The sequence below is a fragment of the Arthrobacter sp. PAMC 25486 genome (genome assembly GCF_000785535.1).
In the GTDB taxonomy this organism is placed as follows: domain Bacteria; phylum Actinomycetota; class Actinomycetes; order Actinomycetales; family Micrococcaceae; genus Specibacter.
In genome coordinates, this window is the sequence record NZ_CP007595.1 from 218,456 (window position 1) to 241,774 (window position 23,319).

The 23,319-nt window shown below is 64.8% G+C and carries 15 protein-coding genes; 8 read left to right on the forward strand and 7 right to left on the reverse strand.

Annotated elements, in window-relative coordinates:
* The first annotated feature begins 71 nt into the window (after window positions 1-71).
* From art_RS01045 to art_RS01055, 3 genes are all read left to right on the forward strand, one after another.
* Window positions 72-656: a DinB family protein gene (locus tag art_RS01045; protein WP_038461981.1), complete on the forward strand. Its 585-nt coding sequence runs from the start codon at window positions 72-74 to the stop codon at window positions 654-656.
* Window positions 657-830: 174 nt separating this feature from the next.
* Entirely contained in the window at window positions 831-2,108 is a 1,278-nt protein-coding gene (locus art_RS01050) for a DUF4192 domain-containing protein (protein WP_038461982.1), read from the forward strand.
* Window positions 2,109-2,452: 344 nt separating this feature from the next.
* Window positions 2,453-3,736: an RNA polymerase sigma factor gene (locus art_RS01055; RefSeq protein ID WP_301537947.1), complete on the forward strand. Its 1,284-nt coding sequence runs from the start codon at window positions 2,453-2,455 to the stop codon at window positions 3,734-3,736.
* 162 nt (window positions 3,737-3,898) lie between these two features.
* Here the strand turns inward: art_RS01055 and art_RS01060 are convergent, their stop codons facing one another.
* The 3 genes from art_RS01060 to art_RS01070 all read right to left on the reverse strand — a co-directional run bounded on the left by art_RS01060 (window position 3,899) and on the right by art_RS01070 (window position 7,627).
* Window positions 3,899-6,766 carry a helix-turn-helix transcriptional regulator gene (locus art_RS01060; protein WP_162182018.1) on the reverse strand — a complete coding sequence of 956 codons (2,868 nt, stop codon included), beginning with the start codon at window positions 6,764-6,766 and terminating at the stop codon, window positions 3,899-3,901.
* 63 nt (window positions 6,767-6,829) lie between these two features.
* On the reverse strand, window positions 6,830-7,027 hold the full coding sequence (locus art_RS01065; protein ID WP_038461984.1) for a hypothetical protein: 198 nt from the start codon (window positions 7,025-7,027) through the stop codon (window positions 6,830-6,832).
* Window positions 7,028-7,402: 375 nt separating this feature from the next.
* Window positions 7,403-7,627 (reverse strand): hypothetical protein, encoded by a 225-nt coding sequence (locus art_RS01070; RefSeq protein WP_038468140.1) that lies wholly within the window; start codon window positions 7,625-7,627, stop codon window positions 7,403-7,405.
* A gap of 191 nt (window positions 7,628-7,818) precedes the next feature.
* Here art_RS01070 and art_RS01075 point away from each other — a divergent pair, with 191 nt between their 5' ends.
* Window positions 7,819-9,939, forward strand: a complete 2,121-nt coding sequence (locus tag art_RS01075) for a type IIA DNA topoisomerase subunit B (protein WP_038461986.1) — start codon at window positions 7,819-7,821, stop codon at window positions 9,937-9,939.
* A gap of 86 nt (window positions 9,940-10,025) precedes the next feature.
* Here art_RS01075 and art_RS01080 read toward each other — a convergent pair whose 3' ends face one another.
* Together art_RS01080 and art_RS01085 are read right to left on the reverse strand one after the other, a co-directional pair.
* Entirely contained in the window at window positions 10,026-10,976 is a 951-nt protein-coding gene (locus art_RS01080; RefSeq protein WP_038461988.1) for a M56 family metallopeptidase, read from the reverse strand.
* Window positions 10,977-11,047: 71 nt separating this feature from the next.
* The gene (locus art_RS01085; protein ID WP_038461990.1) at window positions 11,048-11,422 is read right to left on the reverse strand and encodes a BlaI/MecI/CopY family transcriptional regulator; all 375 of its coding nucleotides are present in this window, start codon (window positions 11,420-11,422) and stop codon (window positions 11,048-11,050) included.
* A gap of 175 nt (window positions 11,423-11,597) precedes the next feature.
* Between art_RS01085 and art_RS01090 the strand changes: the two genes are divergently transcribed.
* From art_RS01090 to art_RS01105, 4 genes are all read left to right on the forward strand, one after another.
* Window positions 11,598-13,184: a cytochrome ubiquinol oxidase subunit I gene (locus tag art_RS01090; RefSeq protein ID WP_038461992.1), complete on the forward strand. Its 1,587-nt coding sequence runs from the start codon at window positions 11,598-11,600 to the stop codon at window positions 13,182-13,184.
* An 87-nt stretch (window positions 13,185-13,271) separates the two neighbouring features.
* Window positions 13,272-14,336, forward strand: coding sequence for a cytochrome d ubiquinol oxidase subunit II (cydB, locus tag art_RS01095; protein ID WP_038468143.1), 1,065 nt, complete (start codon window positions 13,272-13,274; stop codon window positions 14,334-14,336).
* A gap of 1 nt (window position 14,337) precedes the next feature.
* Window positions 14,338-17,850 (forward strand): thiol reductant ABC exporter subunit CydC, encoded by a 3,513-nt coding sequence (gene cydC, locus art_RS01100; protein WP_052135869.1) that lies wholly within the window; start codon window positions 14,338-14,340, stop codon window positions 17,848-17,850.
* Window positions 17,851-17,859: 9 nt separating this feature from the next.
* The gene (locus art_RS01105) at window positions 17,860-18,858 is read left to right on the forward strand and encodes a GNAT family N-acetyltransferase (protein ID WP_038461994.1); all 999 of its coding nucleotides are present in this window, start codon (window positions 17,860-17,862) and stop codon (window positions 18,856-18,858) included.
* A 33-nt stretch (window positions 18,859-18,891) separates the two neighbouring features.
* On the opposite strand, the gene art_RS01110 is transcribed toward art_RS01105, so the two are convergent.
* Together art_RS01110 and art_RS01115 are read right to left on the reverse strand one after the other, a co-directional pair.
* Window positions 18,892-19,410 carry a DinB family protein gene (locus tag art_RS01110; protein ID WP_038461997.1) on the reverse strand — a complete coding sequence of 173 codons (519 nt, stop codon included), beginning with the start codon at window positions 19,408-19,410 and terminating at the stop codon, window positions 18,892-18,894.
* 1,190 nt (window positions 19,411-20,600) lie between these two features.
* A complete protein-coding gene (locus tag art_RS01115; protein ID WP_082000040.1) occupies window positions 20,601-23,243 on the reverse strand; it encodes a DNA topoisomerase (ATP-hydrolyzing) subunit A in 2,643 nt (880 codons plus the stop codon).
* Window positions 23,244-23,319 lie beyond the last annotated feature (76 nt).

The following is a 23,319-nucleotide window of genomic DNA, read 5'->3' on the forward strand; positions in this document are numbered from 1 at the left end:
CATTGGCCTTGTCGGGGGACTCGCGCCCTCTGACCCTATTCGGGCCGCTGCCTGCCCTGTAGGCTTCCGACATGTCCGAAGCTGAGCTGAAAACCGTGTTGCAACGTTATCTCGACGCCGCACGCGAGGCCATCCTGTGGAAACTGGAGGGGCTCTCCGAGTATGACGCCCGCCGCCCGCTCACACCTACCGGCACCAATCTGTTGGGCCTGCTCAAACACGTGGCGATCACCGAGGCCGGCTATTTCGGGGATGTCTTTGGCCGTCCGTCAGGCCCCGTTCCTGCCTGGTCGGAGGAAGAAGGCGATGACAACGCGGACATGTGGGCCGCACCCGATGAAACGATCGAAGCCATCACCACCTTGTCCAGGCGGGTCCGCGAACACACCGATGCCACGATCGCCGCACTGCCCCTGGACGCCGCTGGCCGGGTGCCGTGGTGGGCCCCGGCCCGGCAGGATGTCACACTGCACCAGATCCTCATCCACATGATTGCTGAATCGCACCGGCATGCCGGTCACGCGGACATTCTCCGCGAGCTCATCGACGGCGCGGCCGGACTGCGCAACGGGAACTCGAATCTTCCGGAACGCGACCGGGCATGGTGGGCTGACTACCGCGGCAAGCTGGAACAAGTGGCTCGGGACGCCCACTGACCCGCACGGCGGCACACGGCCCGCTCGTTCGCGAGCCTCCGGCACGCTCCTGCTTGTTTCCGGCACGCCTCCAGACAATGCAAACATGCGGCAGCAGCCCTGTGTTATCCACAGATTTGCCGGTTTGGGCAAAACGCCCTATTTTCTCGGTGCGTGGGGCGCCACGCTTGAGTCATGAGAAAGCAAATAGACAAGATCAAAGTCAGTGCCGGTGAGGATCTCCTGGCATTCATTCCCCACATGCTGGGGTACTGGCCGGAGCGCAGCATCGTGTGTATCGGCATGAGCGGCAAAAGCCTTCGAGCCACCATGCGTGTGGACCTGCCGCCTGAGGACATGAACGATGTCGCCGGCTTTGCGGCCCTTGCCGCGTCGCAGCTGGCCAGTGACCGTGAGGCCGATGGCGCGTTGCTGGCCATCTTCGGCATCGAAGACTGGGACGCGCCGAGGGACCTGCCGCAGGCAGTCCTGTACCAGGAGCTTCGACGGGCCTTTGAAAAGTTCCGGCTGCCGGTCCGTGACGCCTGGTATGTGGGTCCACGGCATTGGCGCAGCATGGAGTGCGCCGACGAGAGTTGCTGTCCCTGGCCTGGCAAGGACAATGCGTCCATCAAGGAAAGCTTTGTGAACACCGAGTTCATCTTCCGGGGCAGCATGGTGCGGGAAAGTCCCCAGCAGCAGATTCAGGCGGTGGTCGCCGTCGGGGATGAGGAATTTGCGGGCAAGGTTGTTGTCGCCGGAGCGCGCTTCAGGGAGGCCCTGTCTCTCACGGGATCAGGCGCCCACCAGCTGGCGGTGACGTTGGGGGCGTGGGAGTTTGCGCTGCACCAGTGGCCGCAAAAGCCGGACCCTGGCATGGCCGCATTTCTGTTGGCCAGCTTGGGGGAATCCACCGCCCGTGATGCCGTCATTGTGGCCATCGCCACGGATCCCAACGCGGCCTTTGCCGGCGCAGCAGGTACGGGAACCTTGCTGCCCGACAGTGGAAACGTCGAAGCCCCCGCGAATTGGTACGGCGGCAATCAGGCGGAGGGATGGCAGGCGACCATTGCCGACGTCAGTGATGAGGCGGTCATGAAAGCCACGCGCGACTTTGGCAACATCCTGGTGGGTGAGATTTCCAATGGGGACAACAGCGGGCTGTTGGGGCCCGACTGGCAGAGGCTCGGCCGGGCGGAGCAGCTGTTGCAATTTCTGGCCGGGGCCACGAACGAGGCCGACAAGGCTCCCGTGCTGTGCCTGCTGGGCTGGATTGAATGGTGCAAGGGCCGGGGGACGTGGGCTGGAAATTACTTCCAGCTGTGCCTGCAAATGCAGCCGGGGTACCGGCTGGCCGAGTTGCTGGACCGGTTGCTGTCAGTGGGATACATCGCCGCCTGCGCCAAGAACCCGGGCACTGCCTGGCACGGCCAGCAGGATGACGAGCCTCAGGGCGTGGATGAGGCGGCATGAGGTGCTCGCCTCACCGCCGCTGCCGCAGCGGAACGCAGCAGGTGCGGTGAAGATCATGGCAACAACACAGTGTTCAGGGGCCCTCATGGGCAACGAGCAGAGGTCAAGTCGTGAGACACTAGTAGCTAAGACCCGGTTGGGTCCGTGTTGATGCAGTTTTCATGAGTTGGACAAAAGGGCCGGAAGATTTTTCTTCCACGGCGGCGGGAACAACGCAGCCGTACCGGGAGTTATACCTAGTGACCCTCCAAGCAAATGTGCTGCGCCAAGCAACATGGACTTGACAGGGTCATAGTGGTGTTGCCCGAAGGTAACTCCACAGACCGCCGTAAGAAAGGTTTTCTGTGTCTGCTACTGCCAAGAGCAAAGTCTCCAAAACCAAGGAGATCGAGGACCCAGCATCGTCAGTTGATGTGCCGCTGACACCAGCGCAGAAGCGTGCTGCCACCATCGCCGCCAAGAAGGTTGCACTGGCTGAGGCCGGTGGAGCGTCTGCTGCCGCCGCGAAGAAGGCTCCTGCCAAGAAGGCCGCGCCTGCCCGTCGTGGCAAGGCTGCGAGCAAGGAAGATGACGAAGATTCCTCAGCGGAGACTGTTGTCGAAGATGACGATCAGGACGAGCCCGCCAAGGAGCGTCCTGTTGCCACCGGAACAGGTTTCGTCTACTCTGACTCGGATGATGACGACGCCCCTGTCCAGCAGGTCATGTCCGCCGGCGCCACAGCTGATCCGGTCAAGGACTACCTGAAGCAGATTGGCAAGGTTGCCTTGCTTAACGCTGAGCAGGAAGTCGACTTGGCACTGCGCATTGAAGCCGGCCTGTTCGCCGTCGAAAAGCTCAAGGCCGCCTCAGCCAAGATGGATGCGCAGCTCAAGCGTGACCTTGAACGAATCGTCCATGACGGCAAGCGTGCCAAGAACCACTTGCTCGAAGCCAACCTGCGCCTCGTCGTTTCACTGGCCAAGCGCTACACCGGCCGTGGCATGCTCTTCCTTGACTTGATTCAGGAAGGCAACCTGGGCCTCATCCGTGCAGTCGAGAAGTTTGACTACACCAAGGGCTTTAAGTTCTCCACCTACGCCACCTGGTGGATCCGCCAGGCCATCACCCGCGCCATGGCCGACCAGGCACGCACCATCCGCATCCCGGTGCACATGGTGGAGGTCATCAACAAGCTGGCCCGCGTGCAGCGCCAGATGCTGCAGGACCTGGGCCGGGAACCCACACCCGAGGAATTGGCCAAGGAATTGGACATGACCCCGGAAAAGGTTGTCGAGGTCCAGAAGTACGGCCGCGAGCCCATCTCCCTGCACACGCCCCTGGGCGAGGACGGTGACTCGGAGTTCGGTGACTTGATTGAAGACTCCGAAGCCGTTGTTCCCGCCGATGCCGTGTCCTTCACCTTGTTGCAGGAACAGCTGCACTCGGTGCTCGACACCTTGTCCGAGCGTGAAGCCGGCGTGGTCGCCATGCGCTTTGGTTTGACCGATGGCCAGCCGAAGACTTTAGACGAAATCGGCAAGGTCTACGGCGTTACGCGTGAGCGCATCCGCCAGATCGAATCCAAGACGATGTCCAAGCTGCGCCACCCGTCGCGCTCACAGGTCCTGCGCGACTACCTGGACTGACATGTTTGAAACTGATCCGCGGAAAACGGCGAAAATGCACGACTTTGGTGTGTTTTTCGGCGTTTCTGCGGGTCAGTTTTTCGTTAAGGCGATTCTCTGCGACTGAGTGGGGACCTTCGAAGGTCGGTTTTTGGTTAGTGGTGTGCCGGGGGTCCCGCGTGGTCAGACTCGGGGCTGGTGTTTCACCCTGGCATGGTTGGCGGCTTCGGTGCGGCTCGTCGCGTTCAGCTTGCGCATGATTGCCGAGACGTGGACGCTGACAGTCTTGGCGCTGATGAACAGTTGCTCCCCGATTTGCTTGTTGCCCAGGCCCTCCGCCACCAGTCCCAGCACCTGGGACTCCCGCGCCGTTAGTTCCAAGGTATTGGGGCGTGGGCTGGGACCGTCAATGTGCAGCCCGGACCTGGTGGCGAAGTCCCTGGCAAGGGCCGTGACCAGGCCTGCCCCGATTGCCTCTGCCCCCTCGATGGCGTCCCGGAGCGATGCGGCTGCTGCGGACTTGTGCCCGGCAAAGTGTTCGGCCTGTCCTTTTCGAAGTGAGATGTAGCATCTCAGATGGGCTGGCAGTGCCTGGCATAGTTCCGCGGCCCTGTGCCAGGTGGCCGGATCATTGCCGGTGCCCCCGTCTCCGCCAAGTTCGGCCTCGAAGAGTGCTGACCATGCCGCGTGCGTGGGCCAGAAACCGTCCCGTGACAACTGGCTCCGCAGCCGCGCCTCGGCGGCATCGTCACGGCCTGTCCCGGCGTTGCGCCTGGCGGCAAGAATTCTGGCTGCGACAGCAATCAATGGCAGGTCGTAGCCCGGGAGTGAGCGGAACTCCGGGCTCGTGAGGAACGATGCTTCGTGCCAGGCCGCATCGAGGTCCCCGCGCACCCACGCCAGTTCCGCAGCGAACAGCGCCAGGGGGAGCCGTGACTGCATCTCCACGCGGGCCAACTCGTGCAGCAGCGGCTGCCATTGCTGGAACAGGGCCACCGCTCCGGCAGTGTCGCCGCCCCACAGGGTTGACCAGCTCTTTGAACGTAGTAGGTAGGCGTGGAAGGAACTGGGCGGGGACAGGGACAGGTTGCGTTCCAGGAGGGCATGGGCCTTGTCCCAGTCGCCCCGGGCAAAAAGGGGTTCCACGGCGTTGGATGAGAGGATGGCCCCGGTTGTTCGCTCCACACCCAGCTCGCGAGCCTGGCTGATGCCTTCTTCGGCGACACTGATGGACTCGTCATACATGCCCAGCTGGTTGAGGGCATCCGAATAATTGATGCGGTAGCGCAGGAGGGCAGCGGCGTCGCCCTGTGCGAGGTCTTTTGCGGCCTCGAGATCCGTCCGCCAGCCGTCGATGTCACCGGCAATGGCGCGCGAACAGCCACGCAGGTTCAAGGCGATGGACTGTTCGGTGCGGTCCGCGCCCGTTCTGGACAGCTCCAGTGCCTCGCTGGCCATGCTGATCGACTGGTTTGGCTGCGCCTCCAGCATGTACCGGGCGGCGAGATGATTCAACAGGGTTGCCCGCAGCCGGTCGTCGCTGCCGCGAGGGGTGAAATCCAGGGCCCGCAGCAGCAATTCGGCCGAGCCCAGTTGTGCATTGAACCCCAGATACCGTGCCTGGTCGGCGAGCAACCGTGCCAAGTCGGTCCCGTCTACATCAGGCTCTGCCGCAGCCAGGCGGATGACCGCCAGTGACCTTTCGCCGTTGCCAGCCTGGTTGTGCGCGGAGGCGGTGCGTGCCATCAGGGCGAAGCGGGGCATGGCGGCCAGGGTCGCTGCGTCCTCAACCCGGTCCCAGAGTTCCAGCGCACGCTCACCCATGCGGGCCGCCGTTGAATAGGCGTAGCTGCGTTCTGCCTCCGCGAATGCGGCCATGGAGGCCCGGAATGTTTTCTCCTGCGCGTTTGCGGCATGCCAGTGATAGGCAATTTCGACGGCGTCGCGGTGACCGGAGCCCGTGGATTCCAGGGCCTGCGCGTAACGGGTGTGGAAACGGGTGCGCTCACCGGGGAGCAGGTCGGCATGGATGGCCTCACGAACCAGGGCATGCCGGAACGTGTAGCAACGCCCGTCCAACGTCAGCAGGTTGGCACGCTGTGCCGCACGGGCGGAGGCCTCAAATTCCTCGAAGGACCTGTCATAAGCCGCCAACGCCTGGGTGTGCGGCACGGACAGGCCCCCGGCAGCCAGGACACGCAGGAAATACTGGGCGGAATCAACCATGCGCTCGTACCGTGCCAGGAGCAGGTCGGTCAGGGTGGCAGGAAGGTCCCCTGCTGGGCCGCAGTCCCCAAGTCCCAGTAACTCCTCCACAAAGAAGGGAATGCCCTCACTGCGCGCAAAAACGTTTTCAACCAGTTCGTAACCGGCATCCTGGCCCGTGATTGCCTCGACCAGGGCACGCACCTGGTCCTTGGTGAGCCGGCTCAGGCGGATGGACTTGGCGTAGCGGCCGCGCTCGGATTCGGCCAGGAAGTCCCGCAAGGGATGCCCCCGGTGGATGTCGTCGCTGCGATAGCTCAAGATCAGCAGGAACTGCCCGCCATTGAAGGCGCGGAGAATAAAGCGCAACACGGTCAAGGTGGCATCGTCGGCCCAGTGCAGGTCCTCCACCACGACGACGGCCGGCTGGCCTGCGCTGGCACGTTCCAAAACGGTGCTGACCGCCTCCAGGACGCGGTTGGCGGTGGGGAGTCCCTCGAGTTCCGCGCCGACCTCCGGCAGCAATAGCGACAAGGCGTCCCGCCCCGGGCCGGCGAAGTCCAGCACGGTGTCAAGGCCGATCTGTGCCGCAAGGGAGCGCAGCACCCCGGTGAGCGGTGCGTAGGGCGGGGCCAGCGTGCCGAGGTCGACGCACTGGCCCTTGATGACACGGGCCCGGTGGGAAATGCCGGCCAGGAATTCCTCCAGCAACCGGGTCTTGCCCAGCCCGGCCTCCCCGCCGATGATGACCGCCTGGGGCTTGTTGTCCGCGGCGTCGGCGAAGGACTCCATCAGGGCTGCCAGCTCGGCGTCGCGCCCGATCATTTGTGTGCTTGCCGGGGTCATTTGCATATCCCAATCCTGCCACGATCCGGTGACCCCGGCAGTGGCAGGGAGGATTTTGGGCCGCTAACCGGCCTGCACCCTGCCGCCTACAGGTTTGGCGGGGCGGAAGGTCCTGGCCCGGAGCTGGTGCCACCGGCCGGAAGCCCGCCGGGCCGGCACCTTGGCGGCCATGGCCTCCTTCTGCAGCCGGCGCCGTTCCAAGGCAATCGCCATTTCCCGTTCGTTTTGGTGGGACATCAGCAAAGCTATGAAGTCAGACATGGTCACCCCTTGTTCGTGAAGGTTCCTGCGGATGTGGAGCCTTCGTGATGACTCAAGTCTTCCGTCCCAGACGCCTGCGAACATGGGGTGAATGCCCTATCTTTGACCCGGCCGGCCCTGCCTAAGGCGCCCAGGCTGCCTTAGCTGATGGCAGTTTTCCGTGGCGGCGGTGCGGTCGGGAGGCGCGGTCTGGACAACACAGTCGAGCGGCGGCGGGCGGTGCGCCCTGGACGGTGCGGGTCGGGTGGGGGCGGCACGCTTTGGCGGGGCTGCGCCGTGGCGGGGATCGGCGGAAGGCAACGTCCCGCCGTCGTACGTGGGGCAAAAAAGTAAGGGCCCCGGACTCATCCGGGACCCTTGCTGTGGAAAAATTTCCTAGTCGATCGACACAGGAGTTTTTTCGGTCAGGCGGCTGGTCTCATCAAGCCACTCCGACGCCAACGGCTTCAGGGTGGCTTCCACGGCGCGGGCGTGATGGCCGCAGAAGCGCAACTCGCCGCCGGAGGACTCCAAAACTACCCGCACATATGCCTGCGCGCCGCAACGGTCGCAGCGATCGAGGGTGGTCAGCTGGGGGCTGCTGATGGCTGTGGTGGTCATGATGGCCTCCTTCATTAGTTCCTGTACTTTATACAACCACCTCCCGGGGCACTTCCTTCCATGGAGCGGGGGACTTTCGCTAACCGCGTATCCGTCTGGGCCCGCAGCTGACCGCGGCCGCGCGTTGCCAGCTTTTGGCCCGGGAACCGTTAACCTAGGTAGTGACCGGCCGACCAAAACCTGCAAGGAGTATGTCCACAGTGGCACGCGAGAGTTCCAATTACAGTGCACGCCACCTCTCTGTGCTCGAGGGGTTGGAAGCCGTCCGGAAACGGCCCGGCATGTATATTGGCTCCACAGATTCCCGCGGGCTCATGCACTGCCTCTGGGAAATCATTGACAACTCGGTGGATGAGGCGCTGGCCGGCTTCGGTCAGAACATCACGGTGATCCTGCACAAGGACAATTCCGTCGAAGTGCACGACGACGGTCGCGGAATTCCGGTGGATGTGGAACCCAAGACGGGGCTCACCGGTGTTGAGGTTGTGCTCACCAAGTTGCATGCCGGCGGTAAGTTTGGCGGTAGTTCCTATGCGGCCTCGGGTGGTCTCCATGGTGTGGGGGCCAGTGTGGTGAATGCGCTGTCGGCGCGCATGGACGCCCAAGTTGACCGGGGCGGCAAGACCTATCAGATGAGCTTCCGCCGCGGCGAGCCCGGCCACTTCAAGGACACCGGCAAGACGCTGAGCCCGGACGTCACGTTTGAACCATTTACTGAGAAGTCCGTTCTTGACATTGTCGGCACCACCAAGCGCGGCGTCACGGGAACCCGCATCAGGTACTGGGCTGACCGGCAAATCTTCACCGCGGACGCCAAATTCTCCTACGACGAGCTGGTGGGCCGGGCCCGGCAGACCTCATTCCTGGTTCCGGGCCTGAAAATCAGGGTTGTCGATGAACGCCGGCTGGCCGGGACACCGGGCGAATTCGCCACGCACGAGGAGGTGTTCCACCACGACGGCGGCCTGTCGGAGTTTGTTGACTTCCTCTCCGTTGGGGGAGCGGTGACGGATATTTGGCGCTTGCAGGGCCACAGCACGTTCACCGAAACGGTGCCTGTGCTGAACCAGGAAGGGCACCTGGAGAGCACCGCCGTCGAACGCGATTGCGAGGTGGACATTGCGTTGCGCTGGGGGGTTGGCTACGACACCACCATGCGCAGCTTCGTGAACATTATTGCCACGCCCAAGGGCGGCCGGCACCAGGAAGGTTTTGAGCAGGCGCTCCTAAAGACGTTCCGCAAGGTCATCGAAGCGAACGCGCGCAAGCTCAAGGCCGGCAACGACAAAATTGAGAAGGACGATGTCATGGCGGGCCTGACAGCCGTGCTGACCGTCCGCCTGGCGGAACCGCAGTTTGAGGGGCAGACCAAGGAAATCCTTGGCACACCGGCCGTGAAAAACATCGTGGCGAAGGTTGTCGAGAAGGAACTCAAGGCAAAGCTGGAATCAACGCAGCGCAATGAGAAGGCGCAGTCGGCCCAGTTGCTGGAAAAAGTTGTGTCCGAGATGAAGTCGCGCATCTCCGCCCGGGTGCACAAGGAAACCCAACGGCGCAAGAACGCGCTGGAAAGCTCCTCCCTGCCCACCAAGCTGGCGGACTGCCGCAGCAACGATGTGGCCAAGAGTGAACTCTTCATTGTGGAAGGTGACAGCGCACTGGGCACCGCCAAAATGGCCCGCTCCTCCGACTTCCAGGCGCTGCTGCCCATCCGCGGCAAGATCCTGAACGTGCAAAAGGCGTCGGTGGGCGACATGCTGGCCAACGCCGAATGCGCCGCCCTGATCCAGGTGGTCGGCGCCGGCTCCGGCCGCAGCTTTGACCTTGACTCCGCCCGCTACGGAAAGGTCATCCTCATGACCGATGCCGACGTGGATGGCGCACACATCCGCACCCTGCTGCTGACCCTGTTCTTCCGTTATATGCGCCCCATGATCGACGCCGGTAACGTCTATGCGGCCGTCCCGCCACTGCACCGGGTGGAGATCATCCACTCCGGTTCCAAGGCCAATGAGATGGTGTACACGTACTCCGAGAAAGAGTTGCACACACTCCTGGCCAAGCTGGACAAGGCGGGCAAGAAGCACAAGAGCCCCATCCAGCGCTATAAGGGCCTGGGGGAAATGGATGCCGACCAGCTGGCGGAAACCACCATGGACCCCCGCCACCGGACGCTGCGTCGGGTGACAAGTGCCGACGCCGACCGTGCCGAGCACACCTTCGAACTGCTCATGGGATCCGATGTGGCACCCCGCAAGGAATTCATTGTGGCCGGCAGCGAGAACCTGGACCAGGACCGCATCGACGCCTGACCCGCACGAACTGACCCGCAGAAAACGGCGACAAACGCGATTTCGCAGTGAGTTTCGCCGTTTTCCGCGGGCCAGCTGTTTGAGCGTCAGGGGAAGAAGCCGGGGACCAGCAACAGGGCCGTCGGAATTGCCAGCAGCAGCAATGCCCCCGCAATGACGAGCAGCTGGATCCCTGGGGCCAGTGCCGGGGCGGGTGTCAGTAGTTTGCCGAGCCTGGCCGATGTGGTGGTGGGCGTATCAATCTGGGCCGCGTTGTCCGCCATGAGTGTGTCGGCAGGTAACTGGGCGGAGCCGCTGGCCACCAAGGCGATGGCGGTGACCAAGGTGGGTTTGTCCACCGAACGCAAGGCCACGTCGTCGGCCATTATTTCAATGAGGGACGACACCGCCTGCTGGGCAAGTTTCGAGGTGGGCAGCCAGGGTAGCGCCGAACGCCAGGCGGCAAACGCCCACAGCAGCAGATGGTGGCGCTGGGCCAGGTGGGTCTGTTCGTGCAGCAGGACGGCGCGCAACTCGTCGGGGGAGAGCAATTTCAGCAGCCCCTCTGAGAGCACCGTGACGGAGCGTGAACCGCCTGGCAAACAATAAGCAACGGGCGCCTGATGATCGATGACGAGGGTGTCTGGCCGGTCGTGGGAGGGTGAGCTAAGCAGCTGCAGCAGGTCTCGATGGCGGCGCCGCTGGCGCTGGATGCGGAAGTAGGTCAGCCACAGCGTGAACACCAGGTGGGCCGAAAGTAGGGCTGCTGCGCTCAGCGCGAAGGCATGCAATACGCCCAAAGTGTCAAGGGATTCCCGGCCCAGAAAGACCCGGAGCAGGCCCCGCAGCCCGCTGGGCAAATTTTCACCCAAGGGGACCAGACCGTAGCAAAGCATCGCGCCGATCATGGACAGCCCACCGGCGAGGGCGATGGACTGCCACAGCACCATGGCAGCAAAAGGCGCCCGGGCGGGCCATGCTGCACGGGACAGGAATACGGGAACCGGCCACGCCAAAACCACGGCCAGTGCGGCAAGGAACCAAGAGGTCCAAAACATGATCTACAACTTACCGTGTCCAGCTGCAACAACGCAGTTGGCGGGTGCGGATGTTAGGAATGTCCCAACAGTTAGGAATGTCCCAACAGGTTGCGCAGGGTTTCCGCTTCGCCGGCACTGACGGTGCCAATGAACCGGGCCAAAACAGCCTCACGGTCGGGCGCGGATCCCAGAACTTCCATCATGAGTTCCGCCGTGTGCTCTTCGCGGCTCGTGACGGCCCGGTAGCGGTGCGGGCGTGAAGCGCGTTCGCGCTCAACCAGGCCCTTTTTTTCCAGCCGGGACAGCACCGTCAGCACTGTGGTGACTGCCAGCGGACGGGCCTCGGCCTCCACTTCTGCGGGGCGCTGCGAGAGCAGGTCGCGCAGGACGTTGGCCGTGATGGCCTCCTGGTGCGCCCACAGGAGGTCCATGACAGCTCTTTCCAATTCTCCAAGCGTTGCCATAAAATTCCTCTGTTTCACTGCGGGCACCAAAAGTTTGAGAGTACGCCAATTGCGCGCACTCCACCAAATGTACAGCTTTTGACAGCAATGTTCTACACAGGGTAGAAATAGTATGTTCTACAACATGTAGAAGTTGCGCATGAGCCTGATAATTTTCGTGGATGAGGGGTAACTGGTGGAAGCACTGGACATTGCCAGGTGGCAATTTGGAATAGTAACGGTGTACCACTTCCTGATGGTGCCACTCACCATTGGTCTGGGCACATTGGTGGCGATTCTGCAGACGCGATGGCACAAGACCGGCAACGAGGCCTATCTGCGCATGACGAAGTTCTGGGGCAAGCTGTTCCTGATCAACTTCATCATGGGCGTGGCGACGGGCATCGTCCAGGAGTTCCAGTTTGGGATGGCGTGGAGCGAATACAGCCGCTTCGTCGGTGACGTCTTCGGTGCGCCGCTGGCCATGGAAGCCCTGCTGGCCTTCTTCGTTGAGTCAACGTTCCTGGGTCTGTGGATCTTCGGTTGGAAGAAGCTCCCCGCCAGGATTCACCTCGCCTGCCTGTGGATCGCCGTGGCCGGATCCATTGTCTCGGCCTACTTCATCCTCGTGGCCAACTCGTGGATGCAGCACCCCGTGGGCGTGGAAATGTTGGACGGACGCCCCGTCATGGTTGACGCCTGGGCCGTCTTTACCAACAACACGGCTCTTGTGGCCTTCTTCCACACCATCGCCGGCGCACTCGCCGTGGCCGGCGGATTCCTGCTGGGCATCGCCTGGTACCAGCTGTGGCGCCGCCGCAAGGACGGCATCGACACCGTGGACGCCAAGGGACGCGTCATCATCGGCGAATCCGCCACCATCCCGGGGCGGAGCAAGTTGGACCACTCCGTCTGGATCAAGTCGCTGCGCCTCGGCGCGGTTGTCGCCATGATCGCCTTTGCTGGATCAGCCGTGTCCGGCGACTTGTCGGGCAAGCTTATGTTTGAGCAGCAGCCCATGAAGATGGCCGCCGCCGAGGCCGCCTGCCATGACGGCACCGGCTTCTCCATCCTGTCTGTCGGGGATCTCGGCAGCCGCGACTGCTCCGACGTCGTGGCCGTCATGGAAGTCCCGGGCCTGCTCTCCTTCCTGGCGCACAACGACTTCACCACCGAGATCAAGGGCGTCAACACCCTCATTCCCGAGTATCAGGAAAAGTACGGCAAGTACCTCCCGGATGATCCCATGTACGGCTCGCGCGCCGGCCAGGAAATCAACTATGTCCCGATCATGCCTGTCACTTACTGGGGCTTCCGCATGATGATCGGCTTCGGCGGCCTCGCCGCTGCGGCCGCCGCCGTGGCACTGTGGCTGACCCGCAAGGGCACCGTGCCGCGCTCCAAGGGCCTCATGCGCCTTGCACTCATCGGCATCCTGGCACCCTTTGGCGCCAACGCGGCCGGCTGGATCTTCACCGAGATGGGCCGCCAGCCGTTCGTCGTGGCGCCCAATCCGGCCATGAGCGGCATTGACCAGGTCTTCATGTTCACGGCCGCCGCGGTCTCACCCGGCGTCTCAGCCGGCGAGGTGATCTTCTCGCTAGTGGCGCTGACCACCGTGTACGCCGTGCTGCTCGTGGTGGAGGTGGTCCTGCTGACCAAATACATCCGTGGCGGCGTGGTCTCAGCCATGCCCGAGCTGGACCAGACGAAAAAGAAGGACGACGGCGAAAACGGCCCGGGCGGGGAGGCGGACGACGATGTACTCGCGTTTGCGTACTGATGACCCGCACCTCGAGCGCCTTCCCCTCCCGCCTTTCCCAGGCACTGCCAACCTCCCCGACCCGCTGCTGAAGCAAGAGGATTGATGATGGATTTTCTGCCTACTTTATGGTTCATACTGATTGCCGTGCTGTGGATCGGCTACCTGTTTCTCGAGGGCTTCGACCTCGGCGTCGGCATGCTCATGAAGACGTTCGCCCGCGGCGAGAAGGAACGCCGCGTCCTGCTCAACACCGTGGGTCCGGTGTGGGACGGCAACGAGGTGTGGCTGCTGACCGCTGGCGGCGCCACGTTCGCCGCGTTCCCTTTCTGGTATGCCTCGCTGTTCTCCGCGCTCTACATCCCGCTGGTCCTCGTGCTCCTGGGCCTCATCTTCCGTGCCGTAGCCTTTGAATACCGTGGCAAGGTGCACCACGACACCTGGCGCACGGTCTGGGACTGGGCCATCGCCCTAGGCTCCTTCACAGCCGCCTTCGGCATTGGCGCCATGCTCGCCCTGACCACCACCGGCCTGCCGCTGAACGAGAACGGTGACCGCGTGGGCGGCCCCTTCGCCTGGTTCAGCTGGTACGCAGTGGTCGGCGGGCTCGCCATTGTGGGCTTTGCCTTCATCCACGCCGCAGCTTTTGTGGCCCTGAAGACCGACGGCGACATCCGCCACCGCGCCCGCCGCTTGGTCGGGCGGTGGTTGCCCGTGGGACTGGCGCCCATGGCTGTGTGGGCCATCGCCGTGGCCCTGCAGCACGGCAAGTGGTTCAGCTGGCTGCTGATCGCCGTCGCCGTCGCTGCCGCCGCGGCCTCCTGGATTGCCAACAAGGCGGACCGTGAAGGCTTCAGCTTCCTGGCCATGGGCGTCTTCCTGTTGGCCGGTGCCGCAGCGATCTTCAGTGCCGTCTACCCCGTGGTGCTGCCCTCAACACTGGATCCGCTGTGGAACCTGACAGTTGAAAACGCCTCATCCTCCAGCTACACCCTGGGCCTGATGTCCATTGTGGCAGCTGTTGGTGTACCGCTGGTCCTGGCCTACCAGGCGTGGACGTACTGGATCTTCCGCAAGCGCATCAGTGTGGCGCACCTGCCGGAACCGCACGACTTTGCCCCCGCCGTCGGAAATGGTTCGGCGGAGCAGGCAACAGCAGGAAGCAGGCACTAACATGAAGCCCACACTCCCTCCCGGCAACTCCACCAAGCTGGCCTTGGCTGGCCTGGCCGGGCTGGCCGCCCTCAAGGCCGTTGGCCTGGTCCTCGCCCTCGGCGCGCTGGCCCACGCCCTGAGCCAATGGGCCGGCGGCGGCGCCCTGGACGGCACCAAGTTGCTGGTGCAGGGGTGTGTGGGCGCATTCCTGCTTGCCGCGGCCGTGTGGGGGCAGTCGATCCTGGCCCGCCGCGCCGCACTCGGTGCCAAGGAAGAACTGCGCGCCAAACTGGTGGCCCACCGCCTCGACCCGCGCAACGGCGGGCAGGGCGGGGCCGTCGGCGCCGAAGCCATGCTCGCGAGCCGTGGGCTCGATGGCCTCGACAACTACTTCGCCACCTACGTTCCGGCACTCGTCGGCTGCGCCGTGCTGCCCCTGGCGCTCGGGCTCCAGATCCTCATGTCCGACTGGGTCAGTGCCCTGATCGTGGCGCTCACGCTGCCGCTGGTGCCGGTGTTCATGATCCTGATCGGCCACCACACACAGGAACGCGTTGAGGAAGCCGCCAGCGGATTGGACCGTCTCTCCAACCACCTCCTGGAACTGGCCCGCGGACTGCCCGTCCTGGTGGGCTTGCGCCGCGCCTCCGCCCAGCGCAAGGCCCTGGCCGACGTGTGCGAGGCCTACCGCAAATCCACCATGGCCACCCTGCGCACCGCGTTCCTGTCCTCCATGGCCCTGGAACTCATCAGCACCATCTCCGTTGCGGTCGTGGCCGTGTTCATCGGCGTCCGGCTCGTGGCCGGAGACATGCCGCTGGAAGCCGGGCTGCTGGCGCTCATGCTGGCCCCCGAGTGCTTCAAGCCGCTGCGTGACCTGGGCGCCGCCCACCACGGCAGCGAGGACGGTGTGGAGGCCCTGCGCCGCGCCACTGACATTCTCGACGGCGGATCCCCCTCCCAACCGGCCGCACCGGCCGCTGTGGGAACTGTCGGCGCCGCTGGTGCTACTGGTGCCCTGGGTGCGGCGGGTGCCGTGGGAACCTCTGGAACGACGGCCCAGGTCGGCACATTTGCAACGCAGCGCGCTGCGAACACTGTCGGCTCCGGCGCCGTGTTTGAGGCCTCGGACTTCAGCGTCCGCTACCACGGACGGACGGAGCCGGCAATCTCCGGGTTCACCGCAGCCCTGGCCCCAGGTGAGGCGCTCGTGCTGGCCACAGCCAGCGGCACCGGAAAGTCAACCATCCTGGCCGCACTGGCCGGGATCCTGCCCGCTGCCGGTGACGGGGCTGCCGCTGTGGGAGGGCACCTGGCTGTGCGAAATTCCGCTGCCGTGGTGTTTGTCTCCCAGCACCCGGTCTTCACCGAAGACACAGTTTCGGAAGAGGTAGTACTTTACGCCGCCGGCCCGGGGCGGCTCGCTGTTGACGATGCAGCCGTCGTCAACGCACTCGCGGCAGTCAACGCCGCACACCTGGCCCAGCGTGACGTGGTGGATTGCAGCCCCGGCGAGCTGCGCCGCGTGGCAGTAGCCCGCGCCCTGGCCCGCATCGCCGTGGACCCCGCCGTGGAGCTGGCGCTCTTTGACGAACCCACAGCCCACCTTGACCCCGTCTCGGCGCAGGCCGTTCGGCATCAGCTGGCGGCGCTGCGGGGGAGCGTGGCCGTGGTGGTGGCAACCCACGATCCGATCCTGGCTCAGCTGCTTGGCGGCGCACAGCACACCGACGCCCGGCACGCTGCTGCTCCCGGTGTGTCCTTGGAAGCGGCGCTTGATGGATTCCCGGCCGCCGCGGGCCATATAGCCACGGTGCCGGGACTTGAAACCTTCGGGCCCGGTCAACAAGCCACGCTGCCCGAACCCGCCCGGTTCAGGTGGCGCCACCTGCGCCAGCTGCCCCTGCGTTCGCCCCGGTTTGCCGCCGGTGTGCTGGTCTCTGCCCTGGCCACGCTCAGCGCCGCGGCCCTTTCCGGCATCTCCGGCTGGCTCATCGTGTGGGCTGCCGCGCAGCCGCCCATCCTGTACCTGCTGACCCTGATTGTGGGCGTGCGCGCCTTCGGGATCGGCCGTTCCGTCTTGCGCTATTCCGAGCGCCTGCTGACCCACGACGCCGTGTTCCGCTGGGCCGCCGAACTGCGCCTGAGGCTCTGGGACTCGTTGGGTTCCTCGGTGGTGCACTGGGGTCGGCTGACCCGCTCCGGAGGCGCGCTGGGCACCTTGGTGGCCGACGTTGACGAGCTGCGTGACGCCGTTCCCCGCGTCGTGGTCCCCATCCCGTCCGCCCTCATCTCTTACGGTGCCGTGCTGCTGACGGTGTTCCTGTTGGTGCCGGAAGCCACCGGCATTGTCCTGTTGCTCGGTGCCCTGGCCCTGCTGCTCCTGCCCATGCTTGTGCTGGCAGCCCAGCGCCGCGCTTCTGCGGCAGCGGCCGTCCACAGGGTATGGCTTGCCGGACGTGTGACCACCTTGTTTGCTGCGGCCGGACAGCTGGCAGCCAACGGGGTGGGTGCCAACGAGGCAGCCCGTTTCAGCCGAACGGACGCCACCATCGCGAAGCCGCTGCGCCGCCTGGCCTGGGCCGACGGCTTGGGCCAGGGTGCGGTCGCCCTGCTCACCTCGCTGGCCGCCGTGGCCGCTGCCTCGGTGGCCATCGCCGCCGGGGTTGACCCCCGCGCCGCCGCCGTTGCGGCACTGCTCATGCTCGCGCTGGCCGAACCCCTGGGCATGTACATCGAGGCCGTCAGTGCCCTTCCGGCTCTAGTCACCTTGATGAACAGGACGCTTCCCTTGCTCGATGCCCCTGCCACAGTCCAGGAAGCCGTGGAGGAGGCAGTGGACCCGGCCGTGGAGGAACCGGTCGACGGCCTTGCCGTCCACGGCATCACCGCCCGCTACCCCTCCGCTGCCCGGCCCGTCTTCACCAGGCTCAGCGGCGGTGTGCAGCGCGGACACTGGTGGAGCGTCAGCGGCCCGTCAGGCTCCGGAAAGTCCACGCTGCTGGCCGTCCTGCTCGGCTTCCTGAAACCCGAGGCCGGCAGCTACGTGCTAAACGGCGCGCCCGCCACGGCAGCCACGCTGGGCCGGATCGCATGGTGCCCGCAGGACGCCTACTTGTTCAATTCCACGCTGCGGGCGAACCTGTCCCTAGCCCGCCCGGCGTCCACCCCTCCGACTGAAGCCGAGCTGGCGCAGGCCCTGGAAACCGTGGGTCTCGGCCCCTGGCTGGCGGAACTGCCGCTGGGACTGGACACGCGCGTGGGGCCCGGCGGGCACCACCTCTCCGGCGGGCAGCGCACCAGGGTGTCGGTGGCCCGCACGCTCGTGGCGGGGGCCGACGTCGTGCTGCTCGATGAGCCAACAGCGCACCTTGGTCAGGACGAATCGCTCGCCCTCATCGACGACCTCCGGCAGGCCCTCTCCGGCGCCGCAGTGGTTTTGGTGACGCACGACGGCGAACTTGCCCAACGTGCCGACTCTCACCTGTCGCTGGGGCAGGGTGCGCTCGAAACAGCGGGCATGGGCGCTTAAGCTGGTCCCATGACTACTGATTCACCCATGCTGCCCATCCGTCTGCCGGAAGCTCCGGGATTGCTGTTTCGCCCCATGGCGGGCGCCGACGCGCAGGCGTGGCTGGCCCTGGTGCGGCGGATTGCTCAGGCCGACGTGGCTCCGTGGCACGAGCAATTATCCGATTTGTTGGAGGTGCTTGAGTCGGCCGTAAACCCGGCCGCACACAATACGGTGGCCGGTTTCGACGTGGACGGCGTGCTGGCGGCCTATGGGTATGTGTCCAAAAATCCCGCCAGCCTCGTGGGCTATGCCTTTGGCGGGGTGGACCCGTCGCTGCGGCGCCAAGGGATCGGTTCGGCCATTTTGGCGTGGCAGCGGGAGGTGCTGGGGAAACGCTCCGAGGCCGACGGGCAGGCGGCCGCGGTCGTGCGAAGCTACGTCCAAAAAATGACGCCCGGGCACGCGAAGCTGTTGCGGGCGGTGGGCTTTGCGCCGGTGCGGACCTTCACCGAACTGGCCCGCGGCCTGGACGATGTGCCGGCAGCGCCGCCGCTCCAAGGTGTGAGGGTCGTGGCGTTCACGGCCGAATATGCCGAAGCTGTGCGGTTGGCCCACAATGAGGCCTTTGCCGACCATTGGGGTTCGGAACCACGTACTGTCACTAAATGGGCGTCGCTGCTCACGCATGAAAACTTCAGGCCCGAATGGAGCTCCCTCGCCGTGGACGACACCACCGGTGAGGTGGCAGGCTATCAAATCTCCATGTTTGACCCCACGGTCGAGGACGCGAGTGGATTCAAGGACGGTTATACGGAACTGCTCGGAGTTCGCCGTGCTTGGCGGGGCCGCGGCCTCGCCCCTGCGCTGTTGATTGACGCCATGGCGCGGTATGCAGCGGCGGGCATGGAGCGGGCGTGCCTCGATGTGGACACCGAGAATCCCAGCGGCGCGGTGGCCCTGTATGAGCGTCTGGGGTATCGGCCGCTGCCGGGGCGCCAAAGCGTCGCGTGGGACCTGGCCCGCTGATTCGGCCCGGTGCAGGCCGGAAATTCTGGGGTGTCAGGCGTCGATGTCGTGGAGGTGGTGGACAACGTCGTGCAGGAAATATCCAGTGAGTGTTACGACTGTGAACTCTGCGCCGTTGCTGCGCAATCCCCGACGCTCCCAGTGTTCTTCGGGGACGGCGCCATAGGCCGCCGCCGCGTCCAGGCCGTTTTGGATGAGTTCCGAGGAGACCTCTTCCGGGTCCAATGACGAATAGTTGCCGTCAATGGAGGCCTGGTCCTGGTCCCAGTTGGCGAAGGTGGGATTGTCCTCGCGCAGCATCAGTTCCAGACGTGCCGTGAACACCTCAAAGACGTCGCTGACGTGGGCGCCGTATTCCAAGACGGACCACGTGCCGGGGTCGGGTCTCTCCTCGATATTTGCCCTGCGTAGGGCCGTCTGCCAGCGGGGCAGCAGCGCCGGCAACATGGTGGCCGCCGTTGCGGGGGTCGCCTTGCCTGCTCTGAAACCACACTCTGGACACGGCCGCTCGAGCACCCAAGTCCAGTCTTTTTGATCAGGAATGATAGCCATGCGGCCAGTCTATGCCGGGGCGGTTGCGCGTTGCGTTATGCGTCGCCCGCCCTGGCCGGCTCAAAGGGCAGTGCGGGCCTGCGTTTTCCGGTTGAGAGTGTCTGTTTTCCGGTTGAGAGTGTCTGGGGTGTAGTCCACGCAAGACCCTGGTAGGCGAAAACTTTTCCCGACACGTTTTAGTCGCGGCGTGTTTGGGTGGTTTTGGTGATGAGCATTTTGGCTCTTGTGACTCTTCGGTGGGTGATTCAGCCGGATACCCACCATCGCGGCTGTCAGGTTTTAAGTCGCTGGTGTCCGGGATGTCTTCGGCCGGGGAGGACGGGCGCGCCATCCCGGTCTTCCCGACGTTGTGTGACATGCCGGATCATTCGATCCCAGCGGCTCCGCCGGGGTTGAGAGGTAAATGCGCGCCGAGAAGGGGCCAAACCCGCATGGTTTTGAACCTATTTCGCCGAGAATGGTTCAGGCTCGCCAGAAGGGCGCAACCCTGGTGGCATTTCGCGACTCCGGGCCATTCTCAGCGAAACCGGATGCCACGCGACACGACTCAGGGCCATTCTCGGCGAAACCGGATGCCACGCGACACGGCCAGGGCCATTCTCGGCGAAGCACACACCCTCCGGTACGAGTTTCCAGCACCCCTGCGAAAGGAAGCGGGGAAAAGAAGCGGCGATAGCAAGCGGAGACGGTGGCCGGTACCTGGGCGGTAGCTCGCCACACCAGCCCCTATCAGGCTGAAAGTCTGAAGGGTGAGGGTGAACCCACCCACGGAACAGTCACAAGAGCCCTCTTTCTCAGCCGTTTGGGGTACCTGGGTCGTGGCGTGTCGGTGGCCAGGGGCAGCTGGTAGCTGCCGGTGGGGGTGATCCAGCCAACGCGGCCGTCCTCGGTGGTTCTCGGTGTCCAGCCGCGGACCGGAGGGTGTTGCGTTCTGGTGCGTTGATGCTGCGGCGTCGGAGAAAACACCCCGGAAGATGCTGCGGCGTCGGAGAAAACACCCCGGAAGATGCTGCTGCGTCAAATTTGGCCAAGCAGCAGCGGCCGGGCCGGCTGCTTCCTGCGCTCGGCTGCCAGCGACGCCGAGAAACGCAACTCGTTCAGTGTCCGCGACGGCCGTTTCAGCTAGCACTCCCTGAGGGATCCGCGCCAGCGGAACTCCAGCGGAATACCTCAGGGCGAACCCGAAAAGACTATTCCAGGGGCAGCTCGAACGCTTCCTGGGTGGAGTCCGGAATTGGCTTCGGGTCACGGGTCGGAGCCGGCGGCACGTGTCCCGTGGTGGGACCGTCCCCGGCGGAAGGTGCCGAATCGGCGGCCGGTGGGCGGCCGGCGTCGGACATTTCAGGGGAAGGGCCGGACAAGCTGGGACCCACGAGCTCGATGCCAGCCGTCAGCGCAACACCGGAGCCGTCCCGGTGTCCATGCTCCAGGGGAAGCGCCCGCACCACGCCTGAACTGGAGGACGCCTTGGCCGGGCCGTGGCCCGCCCAGGCGACCATCAGGTGGTCCTCACCCTTGAGGAAGCGGTGCGCGCGGACCCCGCCGGTGGCGCGGCCCTTCGCCGGGTACTCGGAGAGGGCGGTGACCTTGGCCGAGCCCGACGGCGTTCCGGGCAGTGCATCCTGCCCACCGGAAACCGTCACGACCACGGCCTGCGGATCAGTGGGGGAGACCACGCTGAAGGAGAGGACGGTGTCCCCGGCCGCCAGCTTGATGCCGGCCATGCCACCGGCCGTGCGGCCCTGTGGGCGGACGTTGGCGGCACTGTACCGGAGCAGCTGGGCGCCCTGCGTGATGAACACGAGGTCGTCGTCGTCCGTGGCAATCGCGGCACCCACCACAAAGTCCTTGGGCTTCAGCGCGATGTACTCCCAGTCGTCCCGGTTCAGCGGGTAGTCGGGGCTGACACGCTTGACGACGCCCGCGGCCGTGCCCACCGCAAACGTGGTGTTGAGCGGGACAAAGCCCACGAGCGTTTCGCCCTTGGTCAAGGTGATGAAGTCCTTCGCGGCCACACCTCCTGCCAGGTTCGGCAGGGCTGCCGTAGGCGGCAGGACAGGCATGTCCACGACCTGCATGCGCAGCATCCGGCCCAGCGACGTCAGCGCACCGATCTCGGCCCGGGCCGTTGACTTCAGGACGGTGGAGAACACGTCGTGCTTGCTGCGGCTGCCCGATTCCAGCAGCGGATCGGCCGTGGAAGTCCGGGCGATCTGGCCCGTGGCGCTGAGCAGCACCCAGCAGGGATCGTCGGCGATTTCCAGGGCCAACGGGGCGGCCCTGCCGGGCTTCCCGCCGGGCCCGGCCGCGAGGGCCTTCGCCACGGACGGGGCCATGGCCTCGGATTCCAGCAGCACGGTGCGGCGCGGCGTGGCGTATTTGGCGGCCACCTCACCCATCTCATCCGAGACGAGCTGGCGGAGCAGTTCCTGCGAGCCGAGAATGGCTTCGAGCGCGGAAATTTCACGGCGCAGCTCGTCCCGCTCGGTTTCCAGCTCCACCATGGAGAAGCGGGTCAGCCGGCGCAGCTGCAGGTCAAGGATGTAGTTGGTCTGAATCTCGGAGAGGTCGTAAATGGCCATGAGCCGCTCACGGGCGGCCGCCACCTCGTCCGAGGTCCGGATGATCTGGATGACCTCGTCAATGTCCACGATGGCGATGAGCATGCCCTCAACCAGGTGCAGTCGGTCCTGCTTCTTGCCGAGGCGGAACGCGGTGCGGCGGCGCACCACGTCGATGCGGTGGTTGACGAAGACCTGCAGCAGCGGCAGCAGGCCCAGTGTTTGCGGCTGCCCGTCCACGAGGCAGACGTTGTTGATACCGAAGGATTCCTCCAGCGGCGTGTACCGGTACAGCTGTTCCATGACGGCGGCCGGGTTGAAGCCGTTCTTGATCTCAATGACGAGGCGCAGCCCGTGCTTGCGGTCCGAGAGGTCGATGAAGTCGGCAACACCCACCACCTTGTTGGCGTTGCGGGCGTCCTTGAGTTTCTCCTTCACCTTCTCCGGGCCCACCAGGTACGGCAGTTCCGTGACGACCAGGCCCACCCGGCGCGGGGAAAGTTGTTCGACGGCGATCTTGGCCCGCGTCTTGAATGATCCCCTGCCGCCGGCGTAGGCGTCGCGGATGCCCTGCAGGCCCACAATGCGCCCGCCCGAGGGCAGGTCCGGACCCGGGACATACGCCATGACGTCTTCGAGCGTTGCATCGGGGTTCGCGATCAGGTGTTGGGCGGCGGCAATCACCTCACCCAGGTTGTGCGGGGCCATGTTGGTGGCCATGCCGACGGCGATGCCGCTGGCCCCGTTGACGAGCAGGTTCGGGTAGGCGGCCGGGAGCACCGACGGCTGCAGCATCTGGTTGTCATAGTTGGGCACAAAGTCCACAACGTTCTCATCCAGGCTGCCCGTCAGCTCCAGGGCGGCGGCGGCCAGCCGGGCCTCGGTGTAGCGGGGGGCGGCGGGGCCGTCGTCGAGCGAGCCGAAGTTGCCGTGCCCGTCAATGAGCGGCAGGCGCAGCGTCCAGTCCTGGGCCATGCGCACCATGGTGTCGTAGATGGCGGTGTCGCCGTGCGGGTGCAGCTTTCCCATGACCTCACCCACCACGCGGGCGCTCTTGACGTGGCCCCTGTCCGGGCGCAGCCCCATCTCGCTCATCATGTACAGGATGCGCCGCTGCACCGGCTTGAGCCCGTCCCGTGCATCAGGGAGGGCGCGCGAGTAAATCACCGAATAGGCGTACTCCAGGAAGGAGCCTTCCATTTCAGTCGAAACATCAATATCGACGATGTTTTCGGTGAAGTCATCTGCGGCGGGAGGTTGGCGCTTGGCCATGGTTGCGGTGGTTCCTTTTCTGCATGGGGGTGTTGCGGACGCTCATGATCGGTAAAAGCCACATCATGTCGGTACA

Bases quoted from the DNA above. Each gene is read 5' to 3' on its own strand.
- art_RS01060 (WP_162182018.1), bottom strand. From the start codon at position 6,766: ATGACCCCGGCAAGCACACAAATGATCGGGCGCGACGCCGAGCTGGCA.
- art_RS01065 (WP_038461984.1), bottom strand. From the start codon at position 7,027: ATGTCTGACTTCATAGCTTTGCTGATGTCCCACCAAAACGAACGGGAA.
- art_RS01070 (WP_038468140.1), bottom strand. From the start codon at position 7,627: ATGACCACCACAGCCATCAGCAGCCCCCAGCTGACCACCCTCGATCGC.
- art_RS01085 (WP_038461990.1), bottom strand. From the start codon at position 11,422: ATGGCAACGCTTGGAGAATTGGAAAGAGCTGTCATGGACCTCCTGTGG.
- art_RS01080 (WP_038461988.1), bottom strand. From the start codon at position 10,976: ATGTTTTGGACCTCTTGGTTCCTTGCCGCACTGGCCGTGGTTTTGGCG.
- cydB (WP_038468143.1), top strand. From the start codon at position 13,272: ATGGATTTTCTGCCTACTTTATGGTTCATACTGATTGCCGTGCTGTGG.
- cydC (WP_052135869.1), top strand. From the start codon at position 14,338: ATGAAGCCCACACTCCCTCCCGGCAACTCCACCAAGCTGGCCTTGGCT.
- art_RS01075 (WP_038461986.1), top strand. From the start codon at position 7,819: ATGTCCACAGTGGCACGCGAGAGTTCCAATTACAGTGCACGCCACCTC.
- art_RS01050 (WP_038461982.1), top strand. From the start codon at position 831: ATGAGAAAGCAAATAGACAAGATCAAAGTCAGTGCCGGTGAGGATCTC.
- art_RS01105 (WP_038461994.1), top strand. From the start codon at position 17,860: ATGACTACTGATTCACCCATGCTGCCCATCCGTCTGCCGGAAGCTCCG.
- art_RS01115 (WP_082000040.1), bottom strand. From the start codon at position 23,243: ATGGCCAAGCGCCAACCTCCCGCCGCAGATGACTTCACCGAAAACATC.
- art_RS01045 (WP_038461981.1), top strand. From the start codon at position 72: ATGTCCGAAGCTGAGCTGAAAACCGTGTTGCAACGTTATCTCGACGCC.
- art_RS01110 (WP_038461997.1), bottom strand. From the start codon at position 19,410: ATGGCTATCATTCCTGATCAAAAAGACTGGACTTGGGTGCTCGAGCGG.